The sequence below is a fragment of the Paenibacillus piri genome, assembly GCF_004354045.1.
GTDB lineage: Bacteria > Bacillota > Bacilli > Paenibacillales > NBRC-103111 > Paenibacillus_S > Paenibacillus_S piri.
On sequence record NZ_SMRT01000010.1, the window covers coordinates 216130 to 238354 of the forward strand.

A 22225-nucleotide genomic window follows, 5' to 3' on the forward strand; every position below is an offset into this window, starting at 1 on the left:
GCCTCCGCCTTCTAAAATAAAACACCGCAGACAGGCTGCGGCGAAGGAAATGCAAATATCAAATAATCGACAAGTATGACTATTGCATCACAATGTTTTGGTGACCGGCCAAAAAGCCCCCGTCAACCGGAATGCAAATGCCCGTAATATAAGAAGCTTCCGGCGAGGCTAGAAAACAAACGGCTTGCGCCACTTCGTCGGTTCCTCCGAACCGTCCCATCGGCGTTTTGCTCAAAACCGCATCCGTAAACGACTTGTTTTTAAAATTATGGGCGTTCAAGTCGGTTTGAATATAGCCCGGGCTGACCGAGTTGACCCGGATACCGTATTTCGCCCATTCCACGGCGAGCACCTTGCTGTACTGCAGGATGCCGCCCTTTGTCGCCGCGTAAGCGCTTTGATTCGGAGTGCCGACATGCGACATCATGGAGGTGATGGTGACGATGGATCCGCTTCCCTGCTCGATCATTCGCTTGCCTGCCTCCTGACAGCTCATGAATCCGCCTCGAAGGTTGACGCCCATCACTTCATCCCAAGCTTCCACCGTATACTGCTCGGCAGGCAGCCGCCTGTTAATGCCGGCGCAATACACGAAGCTGTCGATTCGCCCGTGCAGCTCGAACGCCCGCTGCATGAATTGCCGGATGCTGTCCTGATCCTGAACGTCCAATGGAAGCCCTTGGGCGTCTCCGCCCGCCTGCCGAAGCTGTTCGGCCGTCCCCAAATATTGCTCTTCCGTCCGGCTGCCGACGATGACTTTGCTGCCGTATCCCGACAATTTCTCGGCAATCGCTTTCCCTATCCCTCTGCCGCCTCCGGCAATAACCGCTACTTGATTATGCAATCCACGCATCGTTCATTCTCCCTTCGTTTACCCCGCTTTTTCTTGCTGTACTGTATACGCTGCCGAATAATCGGCCTTGTCCGTTTACCGCGGCGGTCGCAACGAGCGCCGTGCCTGCGTCCTGCCCCCAAAAATGTTAGCGTTTTCTGCCACGTCCGGTTAGTCCATTGAAGTAACCGCGTTGTTCGAGGACGAACAGTTTACGGTTAGCGCCGCACCAACGCTCGCGGCCACGCCGGCCTTGATCGATTCAGCCTGTTTCCATCTTATCAATAGCGCCGTCCGAAGACAATTACATCCTAATCATATTTCCAGCTTTCGAACCGCATACTACAAGTACAGCTACAGACGAAACCGACGAGGGATCATAAAATGAAAGAACATATTCTCATTATTGAAGACGAAGATAAGATCGCACGCGTCCTCCAGCTGGAGCTTGAGCATGAAGGCTACTCCCCGGCCCGCTCCAAAGACGGGCGGGAAGGGTTGGATATGGCGCTGTCCCGGAGCTGGGATTTGATCCTGCTGGACATTATGCTCCCCGAGCTGAACGGCCTGGAGGTGCTCCGGCGCATCCGCCAGGCCGGCTCGCAAATTCCCGTTATTCTGCTGACAGCCAGAGATACGGTGCCCGACCGGGTAAGCGGACTCGATCAAGGCGCGAACGACTACGTGTCCAAGCCGTTTGCCATAGAGGAGCTGCTGGCGCGCATCCGCAATTTGCTCCGGATGGCTGCGATACAAGGTGAAGCGGCGGCTCAAGCCGATGACGAAATCCATCTCGACGCGCTCACGATGAATATCCGAACCCGACAGGTCAAGCGGGACGGCCGGCCGATTGAGCTGACACCCAAAGAGTTCGATTTGATGTATTATTTGGTTGCCCATCAGGGCGAGGTGCTGTCGCGCGAACAAATTTTGTCGGAGGTGTGGGGATACGATTTTATCGGCGATACGAACGTCGTTGACGTGTATATTCGCTATTTGCGGCAAAAAATTGACCAGGGCTTCCCGTGCAAGCTCATTCATACGCTTCGCGGCGTCGGCTATTTGGTCAAAGACTGCGATCCGAATTCATGAGACTGCGCATCAAAATTACACTGCTGATCGCCATTGCGCTGCTGCTCATTTTGCTGCTGTTCAATATCGTCACCTATTACACGATTGTCCGTCTGACGACGAACAGCCAGGTTCAGCTTCTGTGGAATGCCGCCAAGCCGCTTATGTCCCAGCCGCAAATTTACAACCGCGAGCGCTGGAGCGATACGGATTGGCTGCAGCCTTTTTTGATGCCGACGGGCATGATTCGCATTATCGATAAAAATTCGACCGTTCACGCCGAACTGAGCACCATCGATCAGCTCACTCAGCTTCCGGCCGATTTCAGCAGCCGCAGCTTTTCCAGAACGCTCAACACAGCCGATGCACTCATCATTTATATTCAAACCCCGATTATTAACGATAAAAACGAAACGCTCGGCGCGCTGCAAATCGCCCGTAAGCTGAACACGCTGGAACAATACCTGGGCGTGCTCGTCAATGTATTGATGCTCACGACCATGGGAGCCGTTCTGTTCGCGCTGGCGAGCGGTATGTATTTTGCCAAAATCATTTTAAGACCGATCAACGAGCTCGTATTCATTATGGAAACGAATCAGCGAAACGGCATGTTCAAAAAACTCGACCTCGCTCCTTCCAGGCACCATGACGAGCTCGGTCAGCTGATTTATACGTTTAATTCAATGATCGGACAGCTGGAGCATAACTTCAATCTGCAAAAACAATTTTTAGCCGATGCCTCCCACGAGCTGAAAACCCCGCTCACCATTATCGAAAGCTACGCCGATCTGCTTAGACGATGGGGCGGCAGCAATGAGGAGCTGCGCAGCGAAGCGATCGAGGCGATCCATTCGGAGGCGGCCCGGCTGCGCAAGCTGACCCATTCGCTATTGACAGTCGCGAATACGGAATCGGCCTACCAGATGCAATGGGAGCCGTTCAATCTGCATGAGCTCGTCAGCTCCACCTCCGCCTCGCTGCAGCAGGCTTTTCAGCGCGAGCTGCGATTCGAGCCGGATATCGCGCCGGAGGACGCAATCATGAACGGCAGCGCCGAACAAATCAAGCAGCTGCTCATCATCCTGCTTGACAATGCGATCAAGTACAGCCAAAGCGCTGTACTTATCAAGCTGCAGCACGATCCGCGCGATGCGCAGATCGTCGTGCTGCAGGTCGAGGACCACGGCATCGGCATCGCGCGCGCGGAAATCCCGCGTCTGTTCGACCGGTTTTACCGGGTCGATCAGGCGCGCAGCCGCTCCACCGGCGGGAGCGGCCTGGGGCTGTCGATCGCGCGCAATATTGTGCGGCTGCACAAAGGAACAATCGCGATCGAGAGCGAGCCTGGCGCCGGCACGCGAGTTATCGTGAAGCTGCCGCTGAACGCGGCGCCTGCGTGCCGTTAACCGCGCGGACAGCTGGCACGGCTGCTCAAAGCGGCAGCAATCCGCTTCTCACCTGGGCTTCAATGCCGCTCCTTCGGAATTTTACAACGAAAAAAAGAGTCCGCTCCAAGTCACGCACAGTGACATGAAACGGACTCCTTTTGGAGAAAAACGATCCCCTTTGGGCTTCCGGGTCTATACCTAAAAGCTATAAAACGCGGCGTGCCGTCTTATATTTCGATTTCCAGAAAGAGCTGTTCATATTCGTAATTTTAACGCCCCCGGCTCCATAGGTATGAAGCATTTTGCCGTTGCCGATATAAATGCCCACGTGATGGACCGGAGAATAAAAGAAGACGAGATCGCCCGGCTTCAAGTTATTTTTCGATACATAGGTGCCTACCTTTGATTGCGCTTTGGAGGTGCGAGGCAGTTTAACGCCATGCTTGCCATAAACATATTGTGTAAACGACGAGCAATCGAACGTGCGGGTTTGTCCGGCCTTGGCGCCAAATTTATATGGTGTGCCCATATATTTTTTACCCGTTGAAATGACGCTGCTGGCTTTGGATGAGCTGTATGCGTAAGCCGTATTGGACGGAATAGCCATTGTACCGGAAAACATAACCGAAACGCTCACAGCGGCAACCATCAATGTCTTACCCAACTGTTGTTTTTTCAGAAGTTTCATAATTCTCTCCTTTATGAACAATAGATTGGAGTACAGGATGTTTGTCCTTGTCTCGAGACACAGTATATCACGCAAAAAAAAGCCAACATGTACCAAGGCCCGCTTGAGACCTTGATACACCCGGCTTACATTTCGTTTATTAGAATAAAATAAGAATTTTTTAATGTTGACAGTATTGACAAAAAAATACGGTTGGCCGCCCCTGAACAACCGACGGCAAACCGTATATGCAATCCATGCCCAAAACCGCATGGTTGCGCGCTTTTTAAACATGCCGATTCGCGCGCCGCGAACGTCAGTGCGGTTCCTTCCGGATCGTCAAATGCTCCTCGAAGGACGGCTTGTCCGGCACGATCAAATAATGTGTTTTGCCGGGATACAGACCGATTTCCTGACCGTCACGGTATAGATGGAAGCTGTCCGTAACCGCCTTTCTCCGCCATTCGACCGGCTGCGCTTTATTACGCTGAAACAAATAGCCGGGACCGCTGCCGGTCAGCTTGATATCCCGCCGCCCCTCGTTATCCAGCACCACATGCTCCGCTCCCAGGACGACGACGTTCGAGGCCGTCAAAGGTTCGCTGCCGCCGAGATCGATATGCGGCTCGTCATTCACATACCGTGTATACTGCTTGAGCGCTTCATCGTATGCATAAGAAACTACATAGCTTTTCAACAAAAAGGTAACCTGCACCCTGGGAGCAGGCTCACCCGATATATCCGTACGGTCCGGCAAAAAAGCAGGCATCGCCGATACCGGCGTATACTCGCCGCGCAGACCGAGCTTGTCCGTGCCCGAGCGCAGCTTGGCCAGCCCGGTATACAGGTTATGCGGAGACTTGCGGAACGATTCCCGCCAAAAAAACTGACCGGCATTCGTAATTTCGTCGAGATGATCGAGTTTTTGCCGATCCAGCTGCGTATACGCATCCGGACTGCCGCCCGCATGAATCAGCACGGCATCGTAGATTTTGCCCAAGTCGATATAATAAGGCCGAATGCTTCGTACAGGACCTACGGCAACATCGGTTTTCGCGCTTTGATAAAGCGCTGCGATTCGCGTAACTTCCCCTTCGGCGAGGCTTTCATACAGTACATCCGCAGCGCCGAGGCCGGACTGCGGCCTTGCCGACGGATGATTGTTCACCATCACGAGCATCGGGCGATCGGATGCCTGTTCCTCGATCGGCATCCCCGTAAAAGGAGCCGTATAACGAGCCGCCATTTCCTTCTCGGCCGCAGGACTCTGCGACGGAGCTGCCGGCATCGGATCTGCAGGGGTCATGGCGGGGACGGACGACGTGCCCTTACCGGGCACGGAGCTGCAAGAGGCAATAAGCGCAGCGGCCGCCAATGCGGCCGCCAGACCGGTTATTTTGACCATCAACTTGCCTTCCTCCCTCCAGCCGCACCGCGAATTTTCACATATTAGGAGTGTATGCTGCTTGCCACCTATTATACAGGAAAAATTTGACGGGGTTGAGGACGATCCGGTAACGCGGCGGAAATCAAGCATGCTATTTCATCCACCAGCGAATCACATACATAATGAGCGATAGCACTACGCTAATGACGATACAGGTCACAACCGGGAAATAAAATTTGAAATTCCCTTTATCGACGGCAATGTCGCCGGGCAGCCGCCCCAAATTCAAATATTTGCCGCCGACGGCCCACAGCAGTCCTGCGACGATCATCACGATGCCGCCCACAATAAGCAGCTTGGCAACAGGATTCATGATTCACTCTCCCGTTTCAGACAATGTACAAAATTGCTTGTTAAATGCTGGCTAGCAGCGCCCGGGTTTCCTCGTTGAACTTTTTGAGCAGCTCCTTCGAGCCATACAAGCCGCTGAAATCTTCCACGCCGATATAGCCTGCGTAACCGACCGCTTTCAGGTCCGTCAGCACCTGCTTCCAATTGACGATTCCTTGCAAATTCGGCTCCCAATACGATGTCCACGCCTGGGAACCGTCCTCGCGGACTTCGGTTTTCTTCCAGCCGGTGTTCTTAATGTGGACGTGAGCCAAATAAGGTCCGAGCATTTCCATGCCCATGCGGAAATTTTCGTAGCCTTCGTGCACCATATTGCCCGGATCGAACAAAACGCCAATATGCTCGGGATTGAACTGGCTGACAAGGCGGTATACGCCGGATACGCTTGCCGTAATCGTGTTATGATGCGTTTCCAGCAAGCATTTTACGCCATACTGCTTCGCCAGCAGCTCTACGCCCTTCAAATATTCCAGCTCGAGTGCATACAGCTCGTTAAAATGCTGGGTACCGTTGTATGCCGGGACACCGACGCGAATCGTTTGCGCGCCAAGCTTTTGCGCTACCTGCAGCACACGCTCCGTTCCCTTCAAATCGCCGGCCTGCAAATACGGAGTTACGCTGACCGTTTTCAGGCCGTTGTCTTGGGCTGCGCGAGCGAACCGCTCCAGCTCGGCATCGGATGCGGAAGGGTCAATCGAGCATAGATTGCGCCGCCAGAATGACGGCTGTTCTTCCAAAGCGTCCTGCGGAATTTCTTTGAACCGCCATTCGATCCCGTCAAGTCCCGCTTCTTTGGCCGCTGCCGCAAGCTCCTCGGGCGTCAGATCGGGTGTGACGACAGTAAACACGGATAATTTCATCGTTCGTACCTCCAGCTTTTTTGGACTGTTATTGCCTAATTAAAATTATAGCAGGCTGTTCGATATATAGCTATGTTAACGTGAACAATTTCAATATTCCGAATATTGAAATTGTATTGCGCAGTTGTTTCTGCATATGATAATTTTAACTTAACGGATTGGAGCTGCTGTTTTTGTTTCCTTCTTTTTTTATGGCGCATGGAGCGCCCACGCTGGTACTCGAGCATAATCCGTATACCCGGTTTCTCCGGATTCTCGGCGCCCAGATTCCAAAGCCGCGCGGCGTCGTATTGTTCAGCGCTCATTGGGAGAGTCCGGTGCAGGCCATTTCGGGCGCCGCCCAGCCGGAAACCATCCATGATTTTTTCGGTTATCCGCAGCGGCTGTACCAATACGAATATGTGGCTCGCGGCGATATTCTGCTAAGTCTTGAAGTACAGAAGCTGCTTACGGCGGAAGGCATCGGCTGCCGCATCCACGATGAACGGGGCTTGGATCATGGCGCATGGACCGTACTGTCGCTGCTGCTGCCGCATGCCGATGTCCCGGTTGTCACCCTGTCGGTCAATCCTCGTCTTGTGCCCGAGGAGCAATACCGGATCGGGATGTCCCTCATGCCGCTGCGGGAGCAGGATTACCTGATTATAGGCAGCGGCGGCACCGTGCATAATCCCGGTTTATTGGGATGGGATGCGAAGGAAGCCGACAATTGGGCGATCGAATTCGATCAATGGCTTGCGGAGCGGATTCATATCTGGGACCTGGAAGCGCTGTTCGAATATGAACGCCGGGCGCCGTTTGCCGCCGATGCCGCGCCGACCCGCGAGCATCTGGCGCCGCTGTTTATCGGCATGGGAGCCGCGGATGTGAAGCGGAAGGCCGCTCTCCTGCATCAGCAGTATCAGTACGGGTCATTAAGCTTAAGCTGCTGGATGTTCAGTTAACGGGCATCGTTTGTAGGAGGCCTTCGTTAACGGCCAGACAACAAGAAATGAGGGACGGTCTTGTTCAACAAATTACAAGGAAACGCCAGAGGCTGCATGCTCTATGAACCGATGTTTTTGCTGCCTTACAGTCTGTACCTGACCTATGCTTCCGTCTACATGCTGGAGCTCGGCGTCAGCGAAAAACAAATCGGCCTGCTGACATCGCTCGGTCTCATTCTGCAAATTTTCACCTCGTTGATCAGCGGCTATTTGACGGACCGGATGGGCCGGAAAAGAGCGCTCATGATTTTCGATCTCGTCAGCTGGAGCACGGCAACGCTGCTCTGGGCATGCTCGCAAAACATCTGGTTTTTTCTTGCGGCGATCATCTTTAACAGCTTTCAAAAAGTGCCGAACACCGCTTGGTACTGCCTGCTGGTGGAAGACACGAAGCCTGGGGAACGGCCGCATATTTTCAATGCGCTGCAGCTGATCAATATCGTGTGCGGCTTGTTCGCGCCGCTCGGCGGGCTGCTAGTCAGCCGCCTCGGCCTTGTACCGGCCAACCGGATTATGTACCTGATCGCATTCGTCAGCATGACGCTGATGTTTATCTTCCGCAATTACGCAACGCATGAGACGGAAATCGGCCTTCGCAAAAAGCGGGAACAGGGAACGCTGCAGCCCGGGGTCATCCTCCGCGATTATTGGCAGGTCGTGAAGATGGTATTTTCCAGCACGCCGCTGCTGCTCATTTTCGGCATTTATATTCTGTACCAGTTCCAGCTTAGTATGCGCAACACTTATCTTTCCATTTACTTGGTGAAAGCGCTTCACTTCAGCGAAGCATTCATTGCCTGGTTTCCGGCCGTCACCTCGGTGTCCATGCTGCTGCTCATTCTTTTCGTGGTGCCGCGGATCAAAAGCGCTTATATTAACCGGTGCATGGTTTTCGGTTTCCTGCTTTCGGCGGCGGCAATGCTGCTGCAGGTAATGGCGCCTGTCGAAGGCACGTATTGGATTGTGTGCAGCACCATCCTGTTCGCTGTCGGCACCATTATTACATATCCTTATTTGGAGGCTTCTGTCGCCAATGTCATTCAAGACGAGGAGCGCGCCAAGGTGTTCTCGATTTTGTCGGTAATGATTTTGCTGTTCGTTTCGCCTTCGGGCATTATCGGCGGCTGGTCGTATGCCATCAATCCGCGGCTGCCGTTTATTTTGATCGTCTGCTCGTTTGCGCTGAGCGCGCTGCTCATGATCGGGTTCATCCGAAAGCAGGCTGCAGCCGCAGCCGGCGGCTCCCTCTCCGCTTGATACAGGCGTCTAAACCAAAAGTACCTTTCCCCGCTGAAACAGCGAAAGAAAGGTACTTTTCAAGCTGACGCATACATGACTTTGAAGCTGCAGCTGCTGCACGGTATTACACAGCCTCTTCTTGCCGTGTCGGCCGTCTGTTAAGCCAAATGCGGCTCCACCCATGCCAGCATATCCTGCAGCGGCTTGAAGCCAACCGTGGTCGCCACGACTTCGCCGTTTTTGAACAGCTTCATCGTCGGAATACTCATAATGCCGTAGGCTCCAGGCGTTTCCGGATTATCGTCCACATTCATTTTCGCTATCGTCAACCGGTCGCCCAGCTGTCCGTTCATTTCCTCCAACACGGGGGCGATCATTTTGCACGGACCGCACCACGGTGCCCAGAAGTCTACGAGCACGACGCCATCCTGGGCAATCGTCTCTCTGAAATTGCCATCCTCTACTTTAATCATTGCCATCGCACATCTCTCCCTTTTTATAATAAGTATTCAGCAGAGCCGAAGTTCTTCCTTCACGTCACAAACGCTGGGATCCGGCACGGAGCTTCCAAAATTAAACAAGCTTATATTTCATGAAGTAAATCGTATATCCGATTAATCGATTTTCACTCTGCGGGTCCACTGTCCGTTTCCGCTGCCATAAGGCTTATCGCCGCTTGGGGCGGCACCGTTCCGATTGGTTTCGACGGCTCGCAGCGCGCCTGCCAGTTCATTGAACCAAGCCTCATCCCGCGCCATAAGCGCCAGATCCATCAAGCTCTGCAAATCGCTCAGTTCGTTGGGCACATAGTCGTCCAGCTTATCCAGCTTCGCTAACGAGCCTTCCACCCACTCCCCAATAGCTTCCTGATGGTCGCTCTGGGTGACAAAAACTTTGACGGTGCCATTACCGCCAATCGATTCGACATAACCGATAAACCGTTCGTCGAGAAAAGAAGTGCCGCTGACCCAATCGCCGATTTGAACCGCCTGATGTTTTGCCCATACCATAATGACCACGCTCCTTATTTGATGACCTTAGAAAAACTGAAACTATTTCAATAACAGTTGGGATAAAATAAAATCAATTAGCCGTTTTTTGCCGGTTGTTTCGTATTCGTGTTAGCAAGCGTTCAAACATTCGTCAACGGCTCGGTACCAACTGCTAGATACTGATACTGATACTGATACTGATTCAATTCCAATTACAGTTTCGATACAAAACCTTCTACGATTTTCTCATCTGCATTTCTCTCACTTGATTCAGCACATCCTGAATGGTTGATTGATGGAAATAATCGATCAGCTGCTTCTCGGCGCCCGCAAAAATATGATCCATCACGCTCGCCATGTTGCATGCAATCATGCAATCCTGATCCAGATCTCCCGAACACCAATTCGGCTTCACGGATCCCATGGAGGTCAGACGATAAACTTCCGCGAGCGTTACCTGCTCCGGTTCGCAATTCAGCAGGAAACCGCCGCCCTGCCCTTCCTTCGCCGCTACATAGCCTTGCTTGCGCAGCAGCGCCATCACCTTGCGTACTCTTGCCGGATGGGTGCACACATTGTAGGCTATCATATCGCTAGTCGCCATATGATCCGGCCGATAAGCAAGCAGGACCAAGCTATGAACCGCTATTGTAAACTCGCTATTCACAAGATGTCCTCCCCACTGTGCCGCCATGCAACTAAGATATACTGTTATTATATTTATTACAGTTATCTTTGTCAAGTGTATTCGCCCCGCTCCTATTTACTGAATGACTATGGGCCAATAGGACAAACTAATATCATACTACAGCATGGGGTGAAGGTCAGCATGTGGGATGAAATGATTATATATGTTCAAAATTACTGGCTCCCGATCGTGCTGCTGATCGGACTTGCCGTTGCTGTAACGATTGCCTACATCCATTGGGACAAAATAGAAATCAGGGGCAGCGGGCGAAAGTGAACTCGTTCAGCTTTGCTGAACATCGGGGAATCAGATGGGGACTCTCCCCCACCTGTTTCAAGGCCCACCTTAGAGGTGGGGGTCTTAACCCGATAAAGTCGTAATCGGATAAACCCGACTCGGCACCGACGCATATACGAAGGTAACCCGTCTTGGCCGTCCTCATGGACAAGCGCGCGTATGTCGCGGTTGTGCGAAGCGAAGCCGGCTATAACCAGCTCTTATACGTTATATACAACTGGAAAGAGGCTGTCTAAAGCGGATTCGCTTCGCACAGCCTCTTCAGCATTTCGTCAAAACAGGGTGAACAGCGCCCGCCGCGCGCGGTACAACCGCACCTTTTATACAAGCGCTTTTTTAGCGATATCCGTGCGGTAATGCTTGCCTTGAAACTGAATGCGATCCGCTGCCGTATAGGCTTTCGCGCGCGCTTCTGCGATATTGGCGCCGAGCGCGGTGACCCCCAGCACGCGGCCCCCGTTAGTCACAAGCCCACCATCCTTCAGTGCGGTTCCGGCATGAAAGACGAGCGCATCCCCGACATCCTCCAGCCCTTCGATCGGCAGCCCTTTCGGATACGAAGCCGGGTAGCCCTCCGAAGCGAGAATGACGCATACCGCAGCTTCTTCGCTCCATTGAATATCCATTTGCTCGAGATGGCCGTTCACCGCCGCCAGGAAAATATCGAGCAGATCGGTTTTGAGCCGCGGCAGCACGACCTGGGTCTCAGGGTCGCCGAAGCGCGCGTTGAACTCGATCGTTTTGGGGCCTTCCGATGTGATCATCAGCCCGGCGAACAGCACGCCGCGGAACGGGCGGCCTTCGCTGACCATCGCAGCCGCGGTCGGCTTGATGATCGTCTCGATCGCTTCGTCGATCACCGATTGAGGAATGTGAGACAGCGGTGTGTATGTACCCATGCCGCCCGTGTTCGGGCCTTGATCATTATCGAATACCGCCTTATGGTCCTGCGCAGGCACCATCGGGCGTACGACATGACCGTCGACGAACGACAGAATCGACATTTCCTGGCCGCTCAAAAATTGCTCGATTACGACCTGATCGCCGGACGCGCCGAATATTTTGGAAACCATCATATCATGCAGCGCCTTCTCGGCTTCTTCCATCGATTGGGCGACGACAACGCCTTTGCCCGCAGCCAAGCCGTCCGCCTTGATGACAACCGGAATTTGCTGCTTGCGCAAATAGCTGAGTGCCTCGTCATAGTTTTCAAACGATTCGTAAGCTGCAGTCGGAATGTTATATTTTTTAAACAGCTGCTTGGAAAACACTTTGCTCGATTCGAGAATCGCCGCATTTTGGCGCGGGCCGAACACCGGAATCCGCTTCGCCTCCAAATGGTCGACGATCCCTTCCGACAACGGGTCATCCGGTCCGATGACGACCAAATCAATCGCATGATCCAACGCGAATTGTCCGATTTCCTCAAATTGATTCACCTGCAGGGGCACGCATTCCGCGACCCCGGCAATGCCGCCGTTGCCCGGCGCACAGTACAGCTCCTGCACCTTCGGGCTTTTTTTCAACGCCCAGCAAATCGCATGCTCGCGGCCTCCGCCGCCAACGACTAATACCCGCACTCCGCGCACCTCCTACTTGTTGATGACCCGCATATCCGTCTCGCCGGACGCGGTTGTTACCGTTTTGACCAGCAGCGAAATTTTGTTCTCGCCGTTCAACCGGTCCCAATAAGCACGAGCTGTCTGTTCGATATCGTCATAGACCGGCACCAGCACAGGCTCCCCGTTGAACGATGGAAGCGGATTGCCGTCGGCCGAATACGTATGAATACAGTGGCCATAGCCGGTGATGCCTTGCTCGTAATGGAAAAACTGGCGCAGCGTCTGCTCCGGATTGCCCGCATTCGTTTTCAGAATCGACAGCTTGTATTGGCACTGCTTGTTATTAAGATCGATAAGACCGGAAATTCTTGGCGTATAGTTCGGCGCGTCCGGTTCGAATGTTCTCGTTGTCAGAGCTTGCTCGAAGGTCCCGCCATTCTGCAAAGCTTCAAAAATCGTATCGGTCTGGTCGCCGTTCGTTACGATATGCGCGCCGCCTGCGGCTCTGACCGGATAATAAATGATAAGCGAAGGGTCCGTCAGCTTCGCCGGGTCTTTCGCTTCCGTCCGGACAAAGCCGTTCGGCTCCTGTACGAAAATACGGTTGCGGCTGTTCTCGCTCCGCCCCATAATCCAATATACCTGCACGAGCCGCTTGCCGTCCGGCGTCAATCCGATGACGATGCCGCGCCCCGGGTACGGGTTGTGCTTCAACGCGTCGAGGTTTTGCTCGGCTGCGCTGTTCCATTGAGTTGCTGCTGTCACTGCTGTTTCCTCCTTAGTGATGGAATAAACGAACGCCCGAATAGGTCATAACCATACCGTAATCGTTAGCGGCTTGCACAACTTCTTCGTCGCGCATCGAGCTGCCGGCCTGCACCACATATTTCACTCCGCTGCGGCTCGCCCGGTCGATATTGTCGCGGAACGGCAGGAATGCGTCCGAGCCGTAAGTGACGCCCTGCAGCTTATTCAGCCATTCGCGCTTCTCCTCGCGCGTCAAACGCGGCGGCACCTCCGTAAAGCAGCTTTCCCAGCTCGCATTTTCCACGGCGGTCACTTCATCCTCGAGCCAAAGATCGATCGCGTTGTTTTGCTCGGCGCGCGACAGACCTGGACGGAACGACATCGAGAGCGCTCTTGGATGCTGGCGCAAAAACCAGCGGTCCGCTTTGTCGCCGGCAAGGCGTGTGCAATGAATTCTCGATTGCTGCCCGGCGCCGATTCCGATCGTTTGACCGTCGAGCGCATAGCAGATCGAGTTGGATTGCGTATACTTTAACGTAATCAGGCTGACCAGCATGTCGCGCTTCGCGGAATCCGGCAGCTCCTTGTTGTTCGTGACGATATTCGTCAACGCCGACTCGTCGATCACCGCGTTGTTGCGCTGCTGCTCCAAAGTCATGCCGAACAGGTTGCGCTTTTCAATCGGATCGGCCGCATACTCGGGATCGATTTGCAAAATGAGATAGCCGCCGTTTTTCTTTTCTTTCAAAATTTGCAAAGCTTCCTCGGTATAGCCCGGCGCGACGACAAGGTCGGATACTTCCCGTTTCAACAGCTTGGCCGTCGATGCGTCGACAATGTCGCTCAAAGCGGCACAATCACCGAACGAGGACATCCGGTCAGCGCCTCTCGCTCTCGCATAAGCCGTTGCCAGCGGGGACAGCTCGAGCCCGTCGACAAAATAAGCCTTGGCCAACTCGGGGCTCATCGGCGCATAGACAGCCGCTCCAGCCGGACTGACATGCTTGAACGATGCCGCCGCAGGCAGTCCTGTCGCCTGGCGCAGCTCGCGGGCAAGCTGATAGCTGTTAAGCGCGTCGAGCAGATTGATAAAGCCGGGATCGCCATTGACCACCTTAAGCGGCAGCGGGCCGTGTTCGCTGTAAATTTTGGCTTCCTTTTGGTGCGGGTTCATCCCGTAGCGCAAATGTATCTCGTTCGGATTACTCATTCATTATCCCTTCCTCACTGGTTATAGTAGTGGTCGTACCATCGTCCCGCAGCCGGACTTGTCCGAGCGCGATCCGTTCTATAACTTCGGGCAGCAGCGCATGCTCGATCGCATGAATGCGCGCCGCCAGGCTTTGTTCCGTGTCCTCCGGCCCGATATCCACACTCCGCTGGGCGATGATCGGCCCCGTATCCATTCCGCCGTCGACATAATGAACCGTCGCTCCGGTCACCTTAACTCCATAATCGAGCGCCTGCCTGATCGCATCCAGCCCCGGAAACGACGGCAGGAGCGACGGGTGAATGTTGATCAACCGTCCGTATAACGGGTCGACAAGCACATGGGTAATCAGACGCATATAGCCGGCCAGTACGACCAGATCGATCTCAAGCGCCTGCAGCCGCGCCAATATTTCTTTCTCATAGCTTTCGCGGTCTGCATAATCTTTCGGGCGAAACACAAACGCCGGCACCCCTAATTGCCTCGCGCGTTCCACCACTTGAGCCTTCGGTCTGTCACATACCAAAAGCTCGATGCGAACATCGAGCCCTGGACGAAAGGGCGTGCGGGCGACTCTGTCGCCGTTCAACCTGCCAGCATGCACCGCATCCGCAATGGCCTGAAAATTCGTCCCGCTCCCGGACGCGAATACGGCGATGCGAAACGGCTTGGTCATACAACCGCTCCCTGAAAGGCAACAACCCGCTCGCCGGCTGTAACCCGGCCTAAGGTATATACTTGCTCCCCGTGCTGCTCAAAAATCGCTTTTGCTTCAGCCGCTTGTTCCTCGGCAACGACGACGACCATACCGATTCCCATGTTGAACGTACGGAACATATCATTGTTGCTGATTCCGCCTTCCTGCTGCATCAATTGGAAAATCGGCAAAATCGGCCATGATCCGTAATCGATCTCCACATTAACGTTATCCGGAAGCATCCGCGGAATATTTTCGATAAAACCGCCGCCCGTAATATGCGCCAGACCTTTAAGCTGAACCTTCTCCAATGCCGCAAGCACGGATTTGACATAAATTTTCGTCGGCTCCAAAATGACATGCCCCAGCTTGCCGCCAAGCGCATCCACGTGATCGTGCAGGCTGTAGCCCTTGTCCTCCAGCAGCAGCTTGCGCACAAGCGAGAAGCCGTTGCTGTGAACGCCGCTCGACGCGAGTCCGAGCACCGTGTCTCCGGGCCGAATCGACGAGCCGTCGATGATACTCTTCTTGTCGACAACGCCTACGGTAAAACCGGCGATGTCGTATTCGCCTTCGGCGTACATGCCCGGCATTTCCGCCGTTTCTCCGCCGATCAGCGCGCAGCCCGATTGCACGCAGCCGTCGCTGATCCCTTTGATGATCGACTCGATTTTCTCGGGGATGACTTTATCGCAAGCCAAGTAATCGAGGAAAAACAGCGGTTCCGCGCCCTGCACGACAATATCGTTCACGCACATCGCAACAGCGTCGATACCAATCGTATCATGCTTATCCATGGCAAAAGCGACTTTCAACTTCGTGCCTACGCCGTCCGTACCGGAAACGAGCACAGGCTCCTCGTACTTATGTTTGTTCAGGCCAAAAAGCCCGCCGAATCCGCCCAGATCCGTCATCACTTCCGGACGGAACGTCGTCTTCACGTGCTTTTTCATCCGTTCCACGGCTTCGTTGCCCGCCGCGATGTCGACTCCGGCCTTTTTATATGCATCCGACACTCGGATCATCTCCTTTAGATTGGTGGTCTCGGCGACCCATTGCTTATAAAAAATCGCGCAACCAATCTGCGTTTTTATATATTTAGAACGGGGCGTATGGCTGCTCCCGCCGTTTCTTTCTACTCTTTACAAACAGAAGTCTGCGAAAAAATGCTTGTGAATATGGGTTCATTCAGGTGATGAAGGGAAAGAGAATGGCATGGAAAGTTTACGGCCGCCTTTGAAATGCAAGTTATAACCGATAAAAATAAAATTAAAAATAACTTGTGTTTCAACAGCGGTGGAATGCCTTCTCTTGCCCGGAATCACCGGTTTAATGAATCCAAATTCAAGAAAACGGGCTCGCAGACTCCTAACGGCACCTTAATCGCAGCCGCAGCCGACTTCCGATTCCTCGGTAATGCGCGTCGGGTAGCTGTTGTCGAAACAGGCGGTACAATGGCCCCGGTTCAACTCGACGTTCGGGCGTCCGATGGAGCCGAGCAGCCCTTCCTTGCTCAGGAAATGCAGCGAGTCGGCGTTGATCGCCTGGCGGATTTCCTCGATCGACTTTTGCGCGGCGATCAGCTCCTTGCGGTCCGGCGTATCGATCCCGTAATAGCAAGGATTCATGAACGGCGGCGAGCTGATCCGTACGTGGACCTCGGTTGCGCCCGCTTCGCGCAGCAGGTTGACAATGCGCAGCGACGTCGTGCCGCGAACGATCGAGTCGTCGATCATGACGACCCGTTTGCCCGCCACGATGCTGCGCACCGCGCTCAGCTTCATCTTCACGCCCTGCTCGCGCAGCTCCTGGCTCGGCTGGATAAACGTGCGGCCCGTGTAGCGGTTTTTGATCAGCCCGAGCTCATACGGGATACCTGTTTGCTCCGCATAGCCGATCGCCGCAGAGATGCTCGAATCCGGTACGCCGGTGACGATATCGGCGTCGACGAACGCCTCCAGCGCCAGCTGGCGGCCCATCCGCTTGCGGGCGGAGTGAATGTTGATCGCATCGATATCGCTGTCCGGACGCGCGAAATAAATATATTCCATCGCGCAGATCGCGCGCCGCTGGATCGGCGCAAAGCGATCCTCGGTCATACTGCCTCGCGCGATATCCAACACCAGCAGCTCGCCCGGTTCGACATCGCGGTAGTAGGTGCCGCCTACCGCATCGAACGCACACGTCTCGGAGGCGAACAGGTAGGCGTTGCCCAACCGTCCCATCACGAAAGGCCGCAAGCCGTGCGGGTCGCGCGCGGCGATCAGCTTATCCTTCGTTTGAAACAGGAACGCATAGGCGCCGTCCACCTTCAGCAGCGCTTCCTTGACTGCCAACACAATGTCATCGTGCTGGGAGCGCGCGATTAAGTGAGCGACAACCTCCGTATCGCTCGTCGTTTGAAAGATCGACCCTTGCCGCTCCAGATCATGCTTGATTTCAGCGGCATTGGTCAGGTTGCCGTTCGTGGCGATCGCCAGATCGCCGCCGCGGTATTTAAATATAAGCGGCTGCGCGTTCGCCAGCTTGCTCTCGCCGGCAGTCGAGTAGCGGACATGGGCGATCGCGGACGATCCGACCAGCGTGCCGAGGATATCGTTGTTGAATACTTCCTTGACCAGGCCCATATCGCGATGATAGTTGAATCCGCTGCCGTCGGTCACGCAGATCCCGGCGCTTTCCTGGCCGCGGTGCTGCAGAGCGTGCAATCCGTAATACGAGAGCGATGCGGCGTCGGGGTGACCGAACACCCCGAACACGCCGCATTCCTCGCGAAGCTTGTCGAACAGCCCGTCATGGCTGTTGATTCCGTCATTGTAGAAACGTCCTGTCCATAACGCTTGCGCCTGCGATGTCTTTATTTCATCAGACATGGGATCGCATCCTTCCAAACCTTTTCTAGTTGTGCAACCGATGCTTGGATGACTGGTTTAGCATTCACTTGGATTTGAAGTTCTGTTCCCTGTACTTGACCGAGCTCTTGATACGGTACGCCTTGCTGTTCAAGCCATTGCTTCAGCGCCGCGGCTTTGGCCGGCGAGGCGCTCAGCAGCACGCGGGATTGGCTCTCGCTGAACAAGGCGATGTCGCTGCGCAGACCGGTGCTGAAATCAACATTCGCACCTATGCGGCCGCTCATGCAGCTCTCGGCCAAAGCGACGGCCAGTCCGCCTTCGGACAAGTCGTGCGCAGAGGCGACGAGGCCTTGCTGAATCGCGCCAAGTACGGTGTCGAGCAGCTTTTTCTCCACATCGAGATCGATTTGCGGCGGACGGCCTTCCGTCACCCCGTGAAGCACATATTGAAACTCGCTGCCGCCCAGCTCCGCTTTCGTTTCGCCGAGCACGAGAATAATGTCGCCTTCCTGTTTAAAGCTTTGCGTAGTGATGTGGTCGAGATCATGGACCAGACCGACCATGCCGATGACCGGCGTCGGATAGATCGCGCCTTTCGCATTTTCGTTATACAAGCTGACATTGCCGCCGATGACCGGGGCATTCAGCTTGCGGCAAGCCTCGGACATGCCATCGGCCGCTTTTTCCAGTTGCCAGAAAATTTCCGGCTTCTCCGGGCTGCCGAAGTTCAGGTTATCCGTAATCGCCAGCGGCTCGCCGCCGGAGCAGACGTTATTCCGCGCAGCTTCCGCCACTGCAATCATGCCGCCCGCTTCGGGATCAAGATACACATAACGGCCGTTGCAATCCGTCGACATCGACAGCGCTTTGCGCGTGCCTTGAATGGTCACGACCGCGGCATCGGAGCCGGGGCGAACCGCCGTGCTTGTGCGCACCATATAGTCATATTGATTATATACCCATTCTTTGCTTGCAACCGTCGGGGATGCCAAAACTTTTTCCAAAGCGCCGTTCAAATCCGTCACTTCCGCGTAACGGTTCGTATCGACACTCGCTTGCTCCACATAATAAGCAGGCTCTTGCGAAGGCTTATTATACACCGGGCACTCGTCTACCAGCGCGGTTACCGGCATATCGCCGACAAGCTCGCCGCCGTGGAACAGCTTCAGCCGGCCGTCATCCGTTACTTTGCCGACCTTCGCGCAATGCAGGCCCCACCGTTCAAAAATCGCCTTCGCCTGCGCTTCATCCTTCGGCTCGACGACGAACAGCATCCGCTCCTGGGACTCGGACAGCATCATTTCATAAGGCGTCATGCCTTCCTCGCGCTGCGGCACTTCATCGAGATACAGCTCCATGCCGTTGCCTGCTTTGCTCGCCATCTCGGAGCTCGAACAGGTCAGACCTGCCGCACCCATGTCCTGAATGCCGAGCACGATGCCGGAATTGATCAGGTCCAGACAAGCCTCAAGCACCAGCTTCTCCATGAACGGATCGCCAACCTGCACCGCAGGACGCTTCGCTTCGGATTCGGCCGTCAGCTCTTCGGAAGCGAACGTCGCGCCGTGAATGCCGTCGCGGCCGGTTGCCGGACCGACATAAAATACAGGATTGCCGACGCCCTTGGCGACGCCTTTTTGAATTTTGTCATGGTCAATGAGGCCGACGCACATCGCATTTACGAGCGGGTTGCCTTCGTAGCTCTCGTCGAACATGACTTCCCCGCCGACGGTCGGAATGCCGATGCAGTTGCCGTAGCCCGCGATTCCGGACACGACATGCTCGAACAAATATTTGACGCGCTCATTTTCGAGACGGCCGAAGCGCAAACTGTTCAGCAGCGCCACCGGGCGCGCGCCCATGGAGAAAATGTCACGGATAATGCCGCCCACGCCGGTCGCCGCGCCTTGGAAAGGCTCGATTGCCGAAGGATGGTTATGGCTTTCGATTTTAAACACGACCGCCTGGTTATCGCCGATATCGACAATGCCCGCACCTTCGCCCGGGCCCATCAGCACGCGGGGACCCGTTACGGGAAACTTGCGCAGCACCGGCTTCGAATTTTTGTAGGAGCAATGCTCGGACCACATGACGCTGAACACGCCGATTTCCACATAGTTCGGACGGCGACCCAGGAATCCGCAGATTTGATCGTATTCCGCATCGGTAACGCCCATCTGTTTGTATATTTTCTGCTCTGCGATTTGCTCTGCGTTAGGCTCCTTAGCCGTTAACTGCTGCGCCATGTTTTTCCCTCCATGTGCTCAAAATCGATGTAAACATCCGCTTGCCGTCAGCCGAGCCGAACAGCTCGTGAACCGCGCGTTCCGGATGCGGCATCATGCCCAGCACGTTGCCCGCTTTGTTGCAAATTCCTGCGATATCGTCAACGGAACCGTTCGGATTGCTGCCCGCCTCGTAACGGAACACGATTTGCTTGTTCGTTTGAAGCTCTGCGAGCGTCGCATCGTCGCAATAGTAATTGCCTTCGCCATGCGCGATCGGAATGTTGATCAGCTCGCCCTGCTTGTAATCCGCCGTAAATGGCGTAGCCGCATTTTCAACCTGCAGCATCGCCGCGTGGCAGCGGAATTTCAGCGATTCGTTACGCAGCATAGCGCCCGGCAGCAGGCCGGACTCCAGCAAAATTTGAAAACCGTTGCAAATGCCGAGGATATACTTGCCTTGCTGAGCCGCCTGAACGAGCGCGTTCATTACCGGAGCAAAGCGGGCAATTGCGCCGCAGCGCAGATAATCGCCGTAAGAAAAGCCCCCGGGCACGATAATGCCGTCATATTTGGATAAGTCCGTTTCGGTATGCCATACATATTCAACAGGTTGGCCGATTGTTTCCTCGACTGCCTTGAAACAGTCAATGTCGCAATTGGATCCTGGAAACACCAGTACTGCGAAATTCATCACATGGTCCTCCTTCACATAGGTCGCTGCTTTTTAAATCAACTCGTACCGGTAGTCTTCAATGACAGTGTTCGCCAGCAGCTTTTCGCACATCGCCTTTACGCGCCGCTCCGCTTCCGCACGGTCGCTCGTTCCAAGCTCCAGCTCCAAATATTTGCCTACGCGCACTTTACTCACTTCGTCAAAACCCATCGAATGCAGCGCGCCTTGCACCGCAACCCCTTGCGGGTCGAGTACGCTTTGTTTGATCGTGACATAAACGGTTGCTTTTAACATGGGGGTGAATCCTCCTCGGGATGGGGTGAGTTTGAAAAAAGCCAAACTTATTTTATTTAAAGTGAGCGTTCAAAAAGTCAACGTTTCAGCACCGAGAAGGTTGGATGAAGGTGAAGAAGGAGGAGCGGAGTTTAGGCAAACCTAAATGAGCACCGGACTTCAAGCCTGAATTCAACCTTCGATGTCGAGCAGCTTCCCGATTGACTTCGTGATCAAATGGGGACTTTTTGAATTACCTCTTAAACTACTTCACCAAACGCTCCAAAATGTTTCTGTAACGGCGGGACGTCTCCTCCACCACGCTGGCCGGCAGCGGGTCCGGCTCGCTGTTTTTATCCCAGCCGGTGCCGGACAGATAGGTCCGTACCGGTTCCTTGTCCATACCGTCGATCTCGATATCGTAGGCGTAATTTTCCTTCGCCCAAAAACGCGATGAATCCGGGGTGAAAATTTCGTCGATCAGAATGACTTCCCCGTCGATCAGGCCGAATTCAAACTTCGTATCCGCCAAAATGATGCCCCGCTCCTCGCAGTATTGGCGCGCAAATTCATACAGCATGATGCTCTTCGCTTCCAACTGCTCGGTCAGCTCCGCGCCGACCAGCTCCTTCATCCGCCCGATCGAAATGTCCTCGTCATGGCCGACGTCGTTCTTAGCGGCCGGCGTAAAGATCGGCTTGGGGAAGCGTTCGTTTTTGCGAAGGCCCTCCGGCAGCTTGTGGCCGTTGATTTCGCCCGTTTTCTCGTACTGGCGCCAGCCGCCGCCGGTAATGTAGCCGCGCACGACGCATTCGATGTCGATGCGTTCGGCTTTTTTCGTAACCATGAAGCGGTCCTTCATGATTTCGCGATCCGTCACGACATCGCCCAGCCGGTCGACATCGCCGTGCACGACATGGTTCGGCATCAGCTGCGCCGTTTGCTCGAACCAGAACTTGCTCAAAGTGTTGAGCACATTGCCTTTATCCGGCACAGCCGGCGACAGCACCCAGTCGAATGCCGAGATGCGGTCGGTTACCGCAATTAAGTAATGCTCGCCCAAATCGTACAGCTCGCGGACTTTGCCTTTATACAGCAGCGGCGCTTTAACATACGGTTCGGCGCTCGATATTGCCTTCGTTGAGATCATGGATCGCGATTC

Annotated in this window: 23 protein-coding genes; 5 read left to right on the top strand and 18 right to left on the bottom strand. The window is 54.4% G+C overall.

The window, feature by feature from the left end; genetic code table 11:
* Positions 1-79 precede the first annotated feature (79 nt).
* On the bottom strand, positions 80-853 hold the full coding sequence (locus tag E1757_RS20730) for an SDR family NAD(P)-dependent oxidoreductase (protein WP_133231621.1): 774 nt from the start codon (positions 851-853) through the stop codon (positions 80-82).
* A gap of 363 nt (positions 854-1216) precedes the next feature.
* Between E1757_RS20730 and E1757_RS20735 the strand changes: the two genes are divergently transcribed.
* Together E1757_RS20735 and E1757_RS20740 are read left to right on the top strand one after the other, a co-directional pair.
* Positions 1217-1924, top strand: coding sequence for a response regulator transcription factor (locus tag E1757_RS20735; RefSeq protein WP_133231623.1), 708 nt, complete (start codon positions 1217-1219; stop codon positions 1922-1924).
* A complete protein-coding gene (locus E1757_RS20740; RefSeq protein ID WP_133231625.1) occupies positions 1921-3309 on the top strand; it encodes a sensor histidine kinase in 1389 nt (462 codons plus the stop codon). Before E1757_RS20735 ends, E1757_RS20740 begins: the two co-directional genes overlap by 4 nt.
* 187 nt (positions 3310-3496) lie before the next feature.
* Here E1757_RS20740 and E1757_RS20745 read toward each other — a convergent pair whose 3' ends face one another.
* The 4 genes from E1757_RS20745 to E1757_RS20760 form a co-directional block, all read right to left on the bottom strand.
* Positions 3497-3913 (bottom strand): C40 family peptidase, encoded by a 417-nt coding sequence (locus tag E1757_RS20745; protein ID WP_425464857.1) that lies wholly within the window; start codon positions 3911-3913, stop codon positions 3497-3499.
* A gap of 361 nt (positions 3914-4274) precedes the next feature.
* Positions 4275-5363: a DUF3048 domain-containing protein gene (locus tag E1757_RS20750; protein ID WP_246079346.1), complete on the bottom strand. Its 1089-nt coding sequence runs from the start codon at positions 5361-5363 to the stop codon at positions 4275-4277.
* Between the two features lie 133 nt (positions 5364-5496).
* A complete protein-coding gene (locus E1757_RS20755; protein WP_133231629.1) occupies positions 5497-5718 on the bottom strand; it encodes a DUF2905 domain-containing protein in 222 nt (73 codons plus the stop codon).
* A 40-nt stretch (positions 5719-5758) separates the two neighbouring features.
* A complete protein-coding gene (locus E1757_RS20760) occupies positions 5759-6616 on the bottom strand; it encodes a sugar phosphate isomerase/epimerase family protein (RefSeq protein WP_133231631.1) in 858 nt (285 codons plus the stop codon).
* Positions 6617-6789: 173 nt separating this feature from the next.
* Here E1757_RS20760 and E1757_RS20765 point away from each other — a divergent pair, with 173 nt between their 5' ends.
* On the top strand, positions 6790-7560 hold the full coding sequence (locus E1757_RS20765; RefSeq protein ID WP_133231633.1) for a DODA-type extradiol aromatic ring-opening family dioxygenase: 771 nt from the start codon (positions 6790-6792) through the stop codon (positions 7558-7560).
* Positions 7561-7620: 60 nt separating this feature from the next.
* Positions 7621-8859 (top strand): MFS transporter, encoded by a 1239-nt coding sequence (locus E1757_RS20770; RefSeq protein WP_246079340.1) that lies wholly within the window; start codon positions 7621-7623, stop codon positions 8857-8859.
* A gap of 140 nt (positions 8860-8999) precedes the next feature.
* Here the strand turns inward: E1757_RS20770 and trxA are convergent, their stop codons facing one another.
* The 3 genes from trxA to E1757_RS20785 form a co-directional block, all read right to left on the bottom strand.
* Entirely contained in the window at positions 9000-9320 is a 321-nt protein-coding gene (gene trxA, locus E1757_RS20775; protein ID WP_133231635.1) for a thioredoxin, read from the bottom strand.
* Positions 9321-9455: 135 nt separating this feature from the next.
* Entirely contained in the window at positions 9456-9851 is a 396-nt protein-coding gene (locus E1757_RS20780; RefSeq protein ID WP_133231637.1) for a hypothetical protein, read from the bottom strand.
* 217 nt (positions 9852-10068) lie between these two features.
* Positions 10069-10500, bottom strand: coding sequence for an RrF2 family transcriptional regulator (locus tag E1757_RS20785; protein WP_133231639.1), 432 nt, complete (start codon positions 10498-10500; stop codon positions 10069-10071).
* A 162-nt stretch (positions 10501-10662) separates the two neighbouring features.
* Here E1757_RS20785 and E1757_RS36920 point away from each other — a divergent pair, with 162 nt between their 5' ends.
* The gene (locus E1757_RS36920; RefSeq protein WP_281282522.1) at positions 10663-10797 is read left to right on the top strand and encodes a hypothetical protein; all 135 of its coding nucleotides are present in this window, start codon (positions 10663-10665) and stop codon (positions 10795-10797) included.
* A 341-nt stretch (positions 10798-11138) separates the two neighbouring features.
* On the opposite strand, the gene purD is transcribed toward E1757_RS36920, so the two are convergent.
* The 10 genes from purD to E1757_RS20835 all read right to left on the bottom strand — a co-directional run bounded on the left by purD (position 11139) and on the right by E1757_RS20835 (position 22213).
* Complete coding sequence (gene purD, locus E1757_RS20790; RefSeq protein ID WP_133231641.1) at positions 11139-12398, bottom strand: phosphoribosylamine--glycine ligase; 1260 nt, start codon at positions 12396-12398, stop codon at positions 11139-11141.
* Positions 12399-12410: 12 nt separating this feature from the next.
* The gene (locus E1757_RS20795) at positions 12411-13145 is read right to left on the bottom strand and encodes an IMP cyclohydrolase (RefSeq protein ID WP_133231643.1); all 735 of its coding nucleotides are present in this window, start codon (positions 13143-13145) and stop codon (positions 12411-12413) included.
* A 13-nt stretch (positions 13146-13158) separates the two neighbouring features.
* Positions 13159-14337: a phosphoribosylaminoimidazolecarboxamide formyltransferase gene (locus E1757_RS20800; protein WP_133231645.1), complete on the bottom strand. Its 1179-nt coding sequence runs from the start codon at positions 14335-14337 to the stop codon at positions 13159-13161.
* On the bottom strand, positions 14330-15013 hold the full coding sequence (purN, locus tag E1757_RS20805) for a phosphoribosylglycinamide formyltransferase (RefSeq protein ID WP_133231647.1): 684 nt from the start codon (positions 15011-15013) through the stop codon (positions 14330-14332). The genes E1757_RS20800 and purN overlap by 8 nt, the downstream gene beginning before the upstream one ends.
* The gene (gene purM, locus E1757_RS20810; RefSeq protein WP_133231649.1) at positions 15010-16050 is read right to left on the bottom strand and encodes a phosphoribosylformylglycinamidine cyclo-ligase; all 1041 of its coding nucleotides are present in this window, start codon (positions 16048-16050) and stop codon (positions 15010-15012) included. The genes purN and purM overlap by 4 nt, the downstream gene beginning before the upstream one ends.
* A gap of 363 nt (positions 16051-16413) precedes the next feature.
* Entirely contained in the window at positions 16414-17907 is a 1494-nt protein-coding gene (gene purF / locus E1757_RS20815) for an amidophosphoribosyltransferase (RefSeq protein ID WP_133231651.1), read from the bottom strand.
* Complete coding sequence (gene purL / locus E1757_RS20820; protein WP_133231653.1) at positions 17892-20135, bottom strand: phosphoribosylformylglycinamidine synthase subunit PurL; 2244 nt, start codon at positions 20133-20135, stop codon at positions 17892-17894. The genes purF and purL overlap by 16 nt, the downstream gene beginning before the upstream one ends.
* Entirely contained in the window at positions 20113-20808 is a 696-nt protein-coding gene (gene purQ / locus E1757_RS20825; protein WP_133231655.1) for a phosphoribosylformylglycinamidine synthase subunit PurQ, read from the bottom strand. The genes purL and purQ overlap by 23 nt, the downstream gene beginning before the upstream one ends.
* A gap of 33 nt (positions 20809-20841) precedes the next feature.
* Positions 20842-21084, bottom strand: coding sequence for a phosphoribosylformylglycinamidine synthase subunit PurS (gene purS / locus E1757_RS20830; RefSeq protein ID WP_133231657.1), 243 nt, complete (start codon positions 21082-21084; stop codon positions 20842-20844).
* A gap of 244 nt (positions 21085-21328) precedes the next feature.
* The gene (locus E1757_RS20835) at positions 21329-22213 is read right to left on the bottom strand and encodes a phosphoribosylaminoimidazolesuccinocarboxamide synthase (RefSeq protein WP_133231659.1); all 885 of its coding nucleotides are present in this window, start codon (positions 22211-22213) and stop codon (positions 21329-21331) included.
* Between the last annotated feature and the right edge of the window lie 12 nt (positions 22214-22225).

Excerpts from the sequence above, each read along its gene's own strand:
- E1757_RS20730 (WP_133231621.1), bottom strand. The coding sequence starts at position 853 with ATGCGTGGATTGCATAATCAAGTAGCGGTTATTGCCGGAGGCGGCAGA.
- E1757_RS20735 (WP_133231623.1), top strand. The coding sequence starts at position 1,217 with ATGAAAGAACATATTCTCATTATTGAAGACGAAGATAAGATCGCACGC.
- E1757_RS20740 (WP_133231625.1), top strand. The coding sequence starts at position 1,921 with ATGAGACTGCGCATCAAAATTACACTGCTGATCGCCATTGCGCTGCTG.
- E1757_RS20745 (WP_425464857.1), bottom strand. The coding sequence starts at position 3,913 with ATGTTTTCCGGTACAATGGCTATTCCGTCCAATACGGCTTACGCATAC.
- E1757_RS20750 (WP_246079346.1), bottom strand. The coding sequence starts at position 5,363 with ATGGTCAAAATAACCGGTCTGGCGGCCGCATTGGCGGCCGCTGCGCTT.
- E1757_RS20755 (WP_133231629.1), bottom strand. The coding sequence starts at position 5,718 with ATGAATCCTGTTGCCAAGCTGCTTATTGTGGGCGGCATCGTGATGATC.
- E1757_RS20760 (WP_133231631.1), bottom strand. The coding sequence starts at position 6,616 with ATGAAATTATCCGTGTTTACTGTCGTCACACCCGATCTGACGCCCGAG.
- trxA (WP_133231635.1), bottom strand. The coding sequence starts at position 9,320 with ATGGCAATGATTAAAGTAGAGGATGGCAATTTCAGAGAGACGATTGCC.
- E1757_RS20780 (WP_133231637.1), bottom strand. The coding sequence starts at position 9,851 with ATGGTATGGGCAAAACATCAGGCGGTTCAAATCGGCGATTGGGTCAGC.
- E1757_RS36920 (WP_281282522.1), top strand. The coding sequence starts at position 10,663 with ATGTGGGATGAAATGATTATATATGTTCAAAATTACTGGCTCCCGATC.
- E1757_RS20800 (WP_133231645.1), bottom strand. The coding sequence starts at position 14,337 with ATGAGTAATCCGAACGAGATACATTTGCGCTACGGGATGAACCCGCAC.
- purN (WP_133231647.1), bottom strand. The coding sequence starts at position 15,013 with ATGACCAAGCCGTTTCGCATCGCCGTATTCGCGTCCGGGAGCGGGACG.
- purF (WP_133231651.1), bottom strand. The coding sequence starts at position 17,907 with ATGTCTGATGAAATAAAGACATCGCAGGCGCAAGCGTTATGGACAGGA.
- purL (WP_133231653.1), bottom strand. The coding sequence starts at position 20,135 with ATGGCGCAGCAGTTAACGGCTAAGGAGCCTAACGCAGAGCAAATCGCA.
- purQ (WP_133231655.1), bottom strand. The coding sequence starts at position 20,808 with ATGAATTTCGCAGTACTGGTGTTTCCAGGATCCAATTGCGACATTGAC.
- purS (WP_133231657.1), bottom strand. The coding sequence starts at position 21,084 with ATGTTAAAAGCAACCGTTTATGTCACGATCAAACAAAGCGTACTCGAC.
- E1757_RS20835 (WP_133231659.1), bottom strand. The coding sequence starts at position 22,213 with ATGATCTCAACGAAGGCAATATCGAGCGCCGAACCGTATGTTAAAGCG.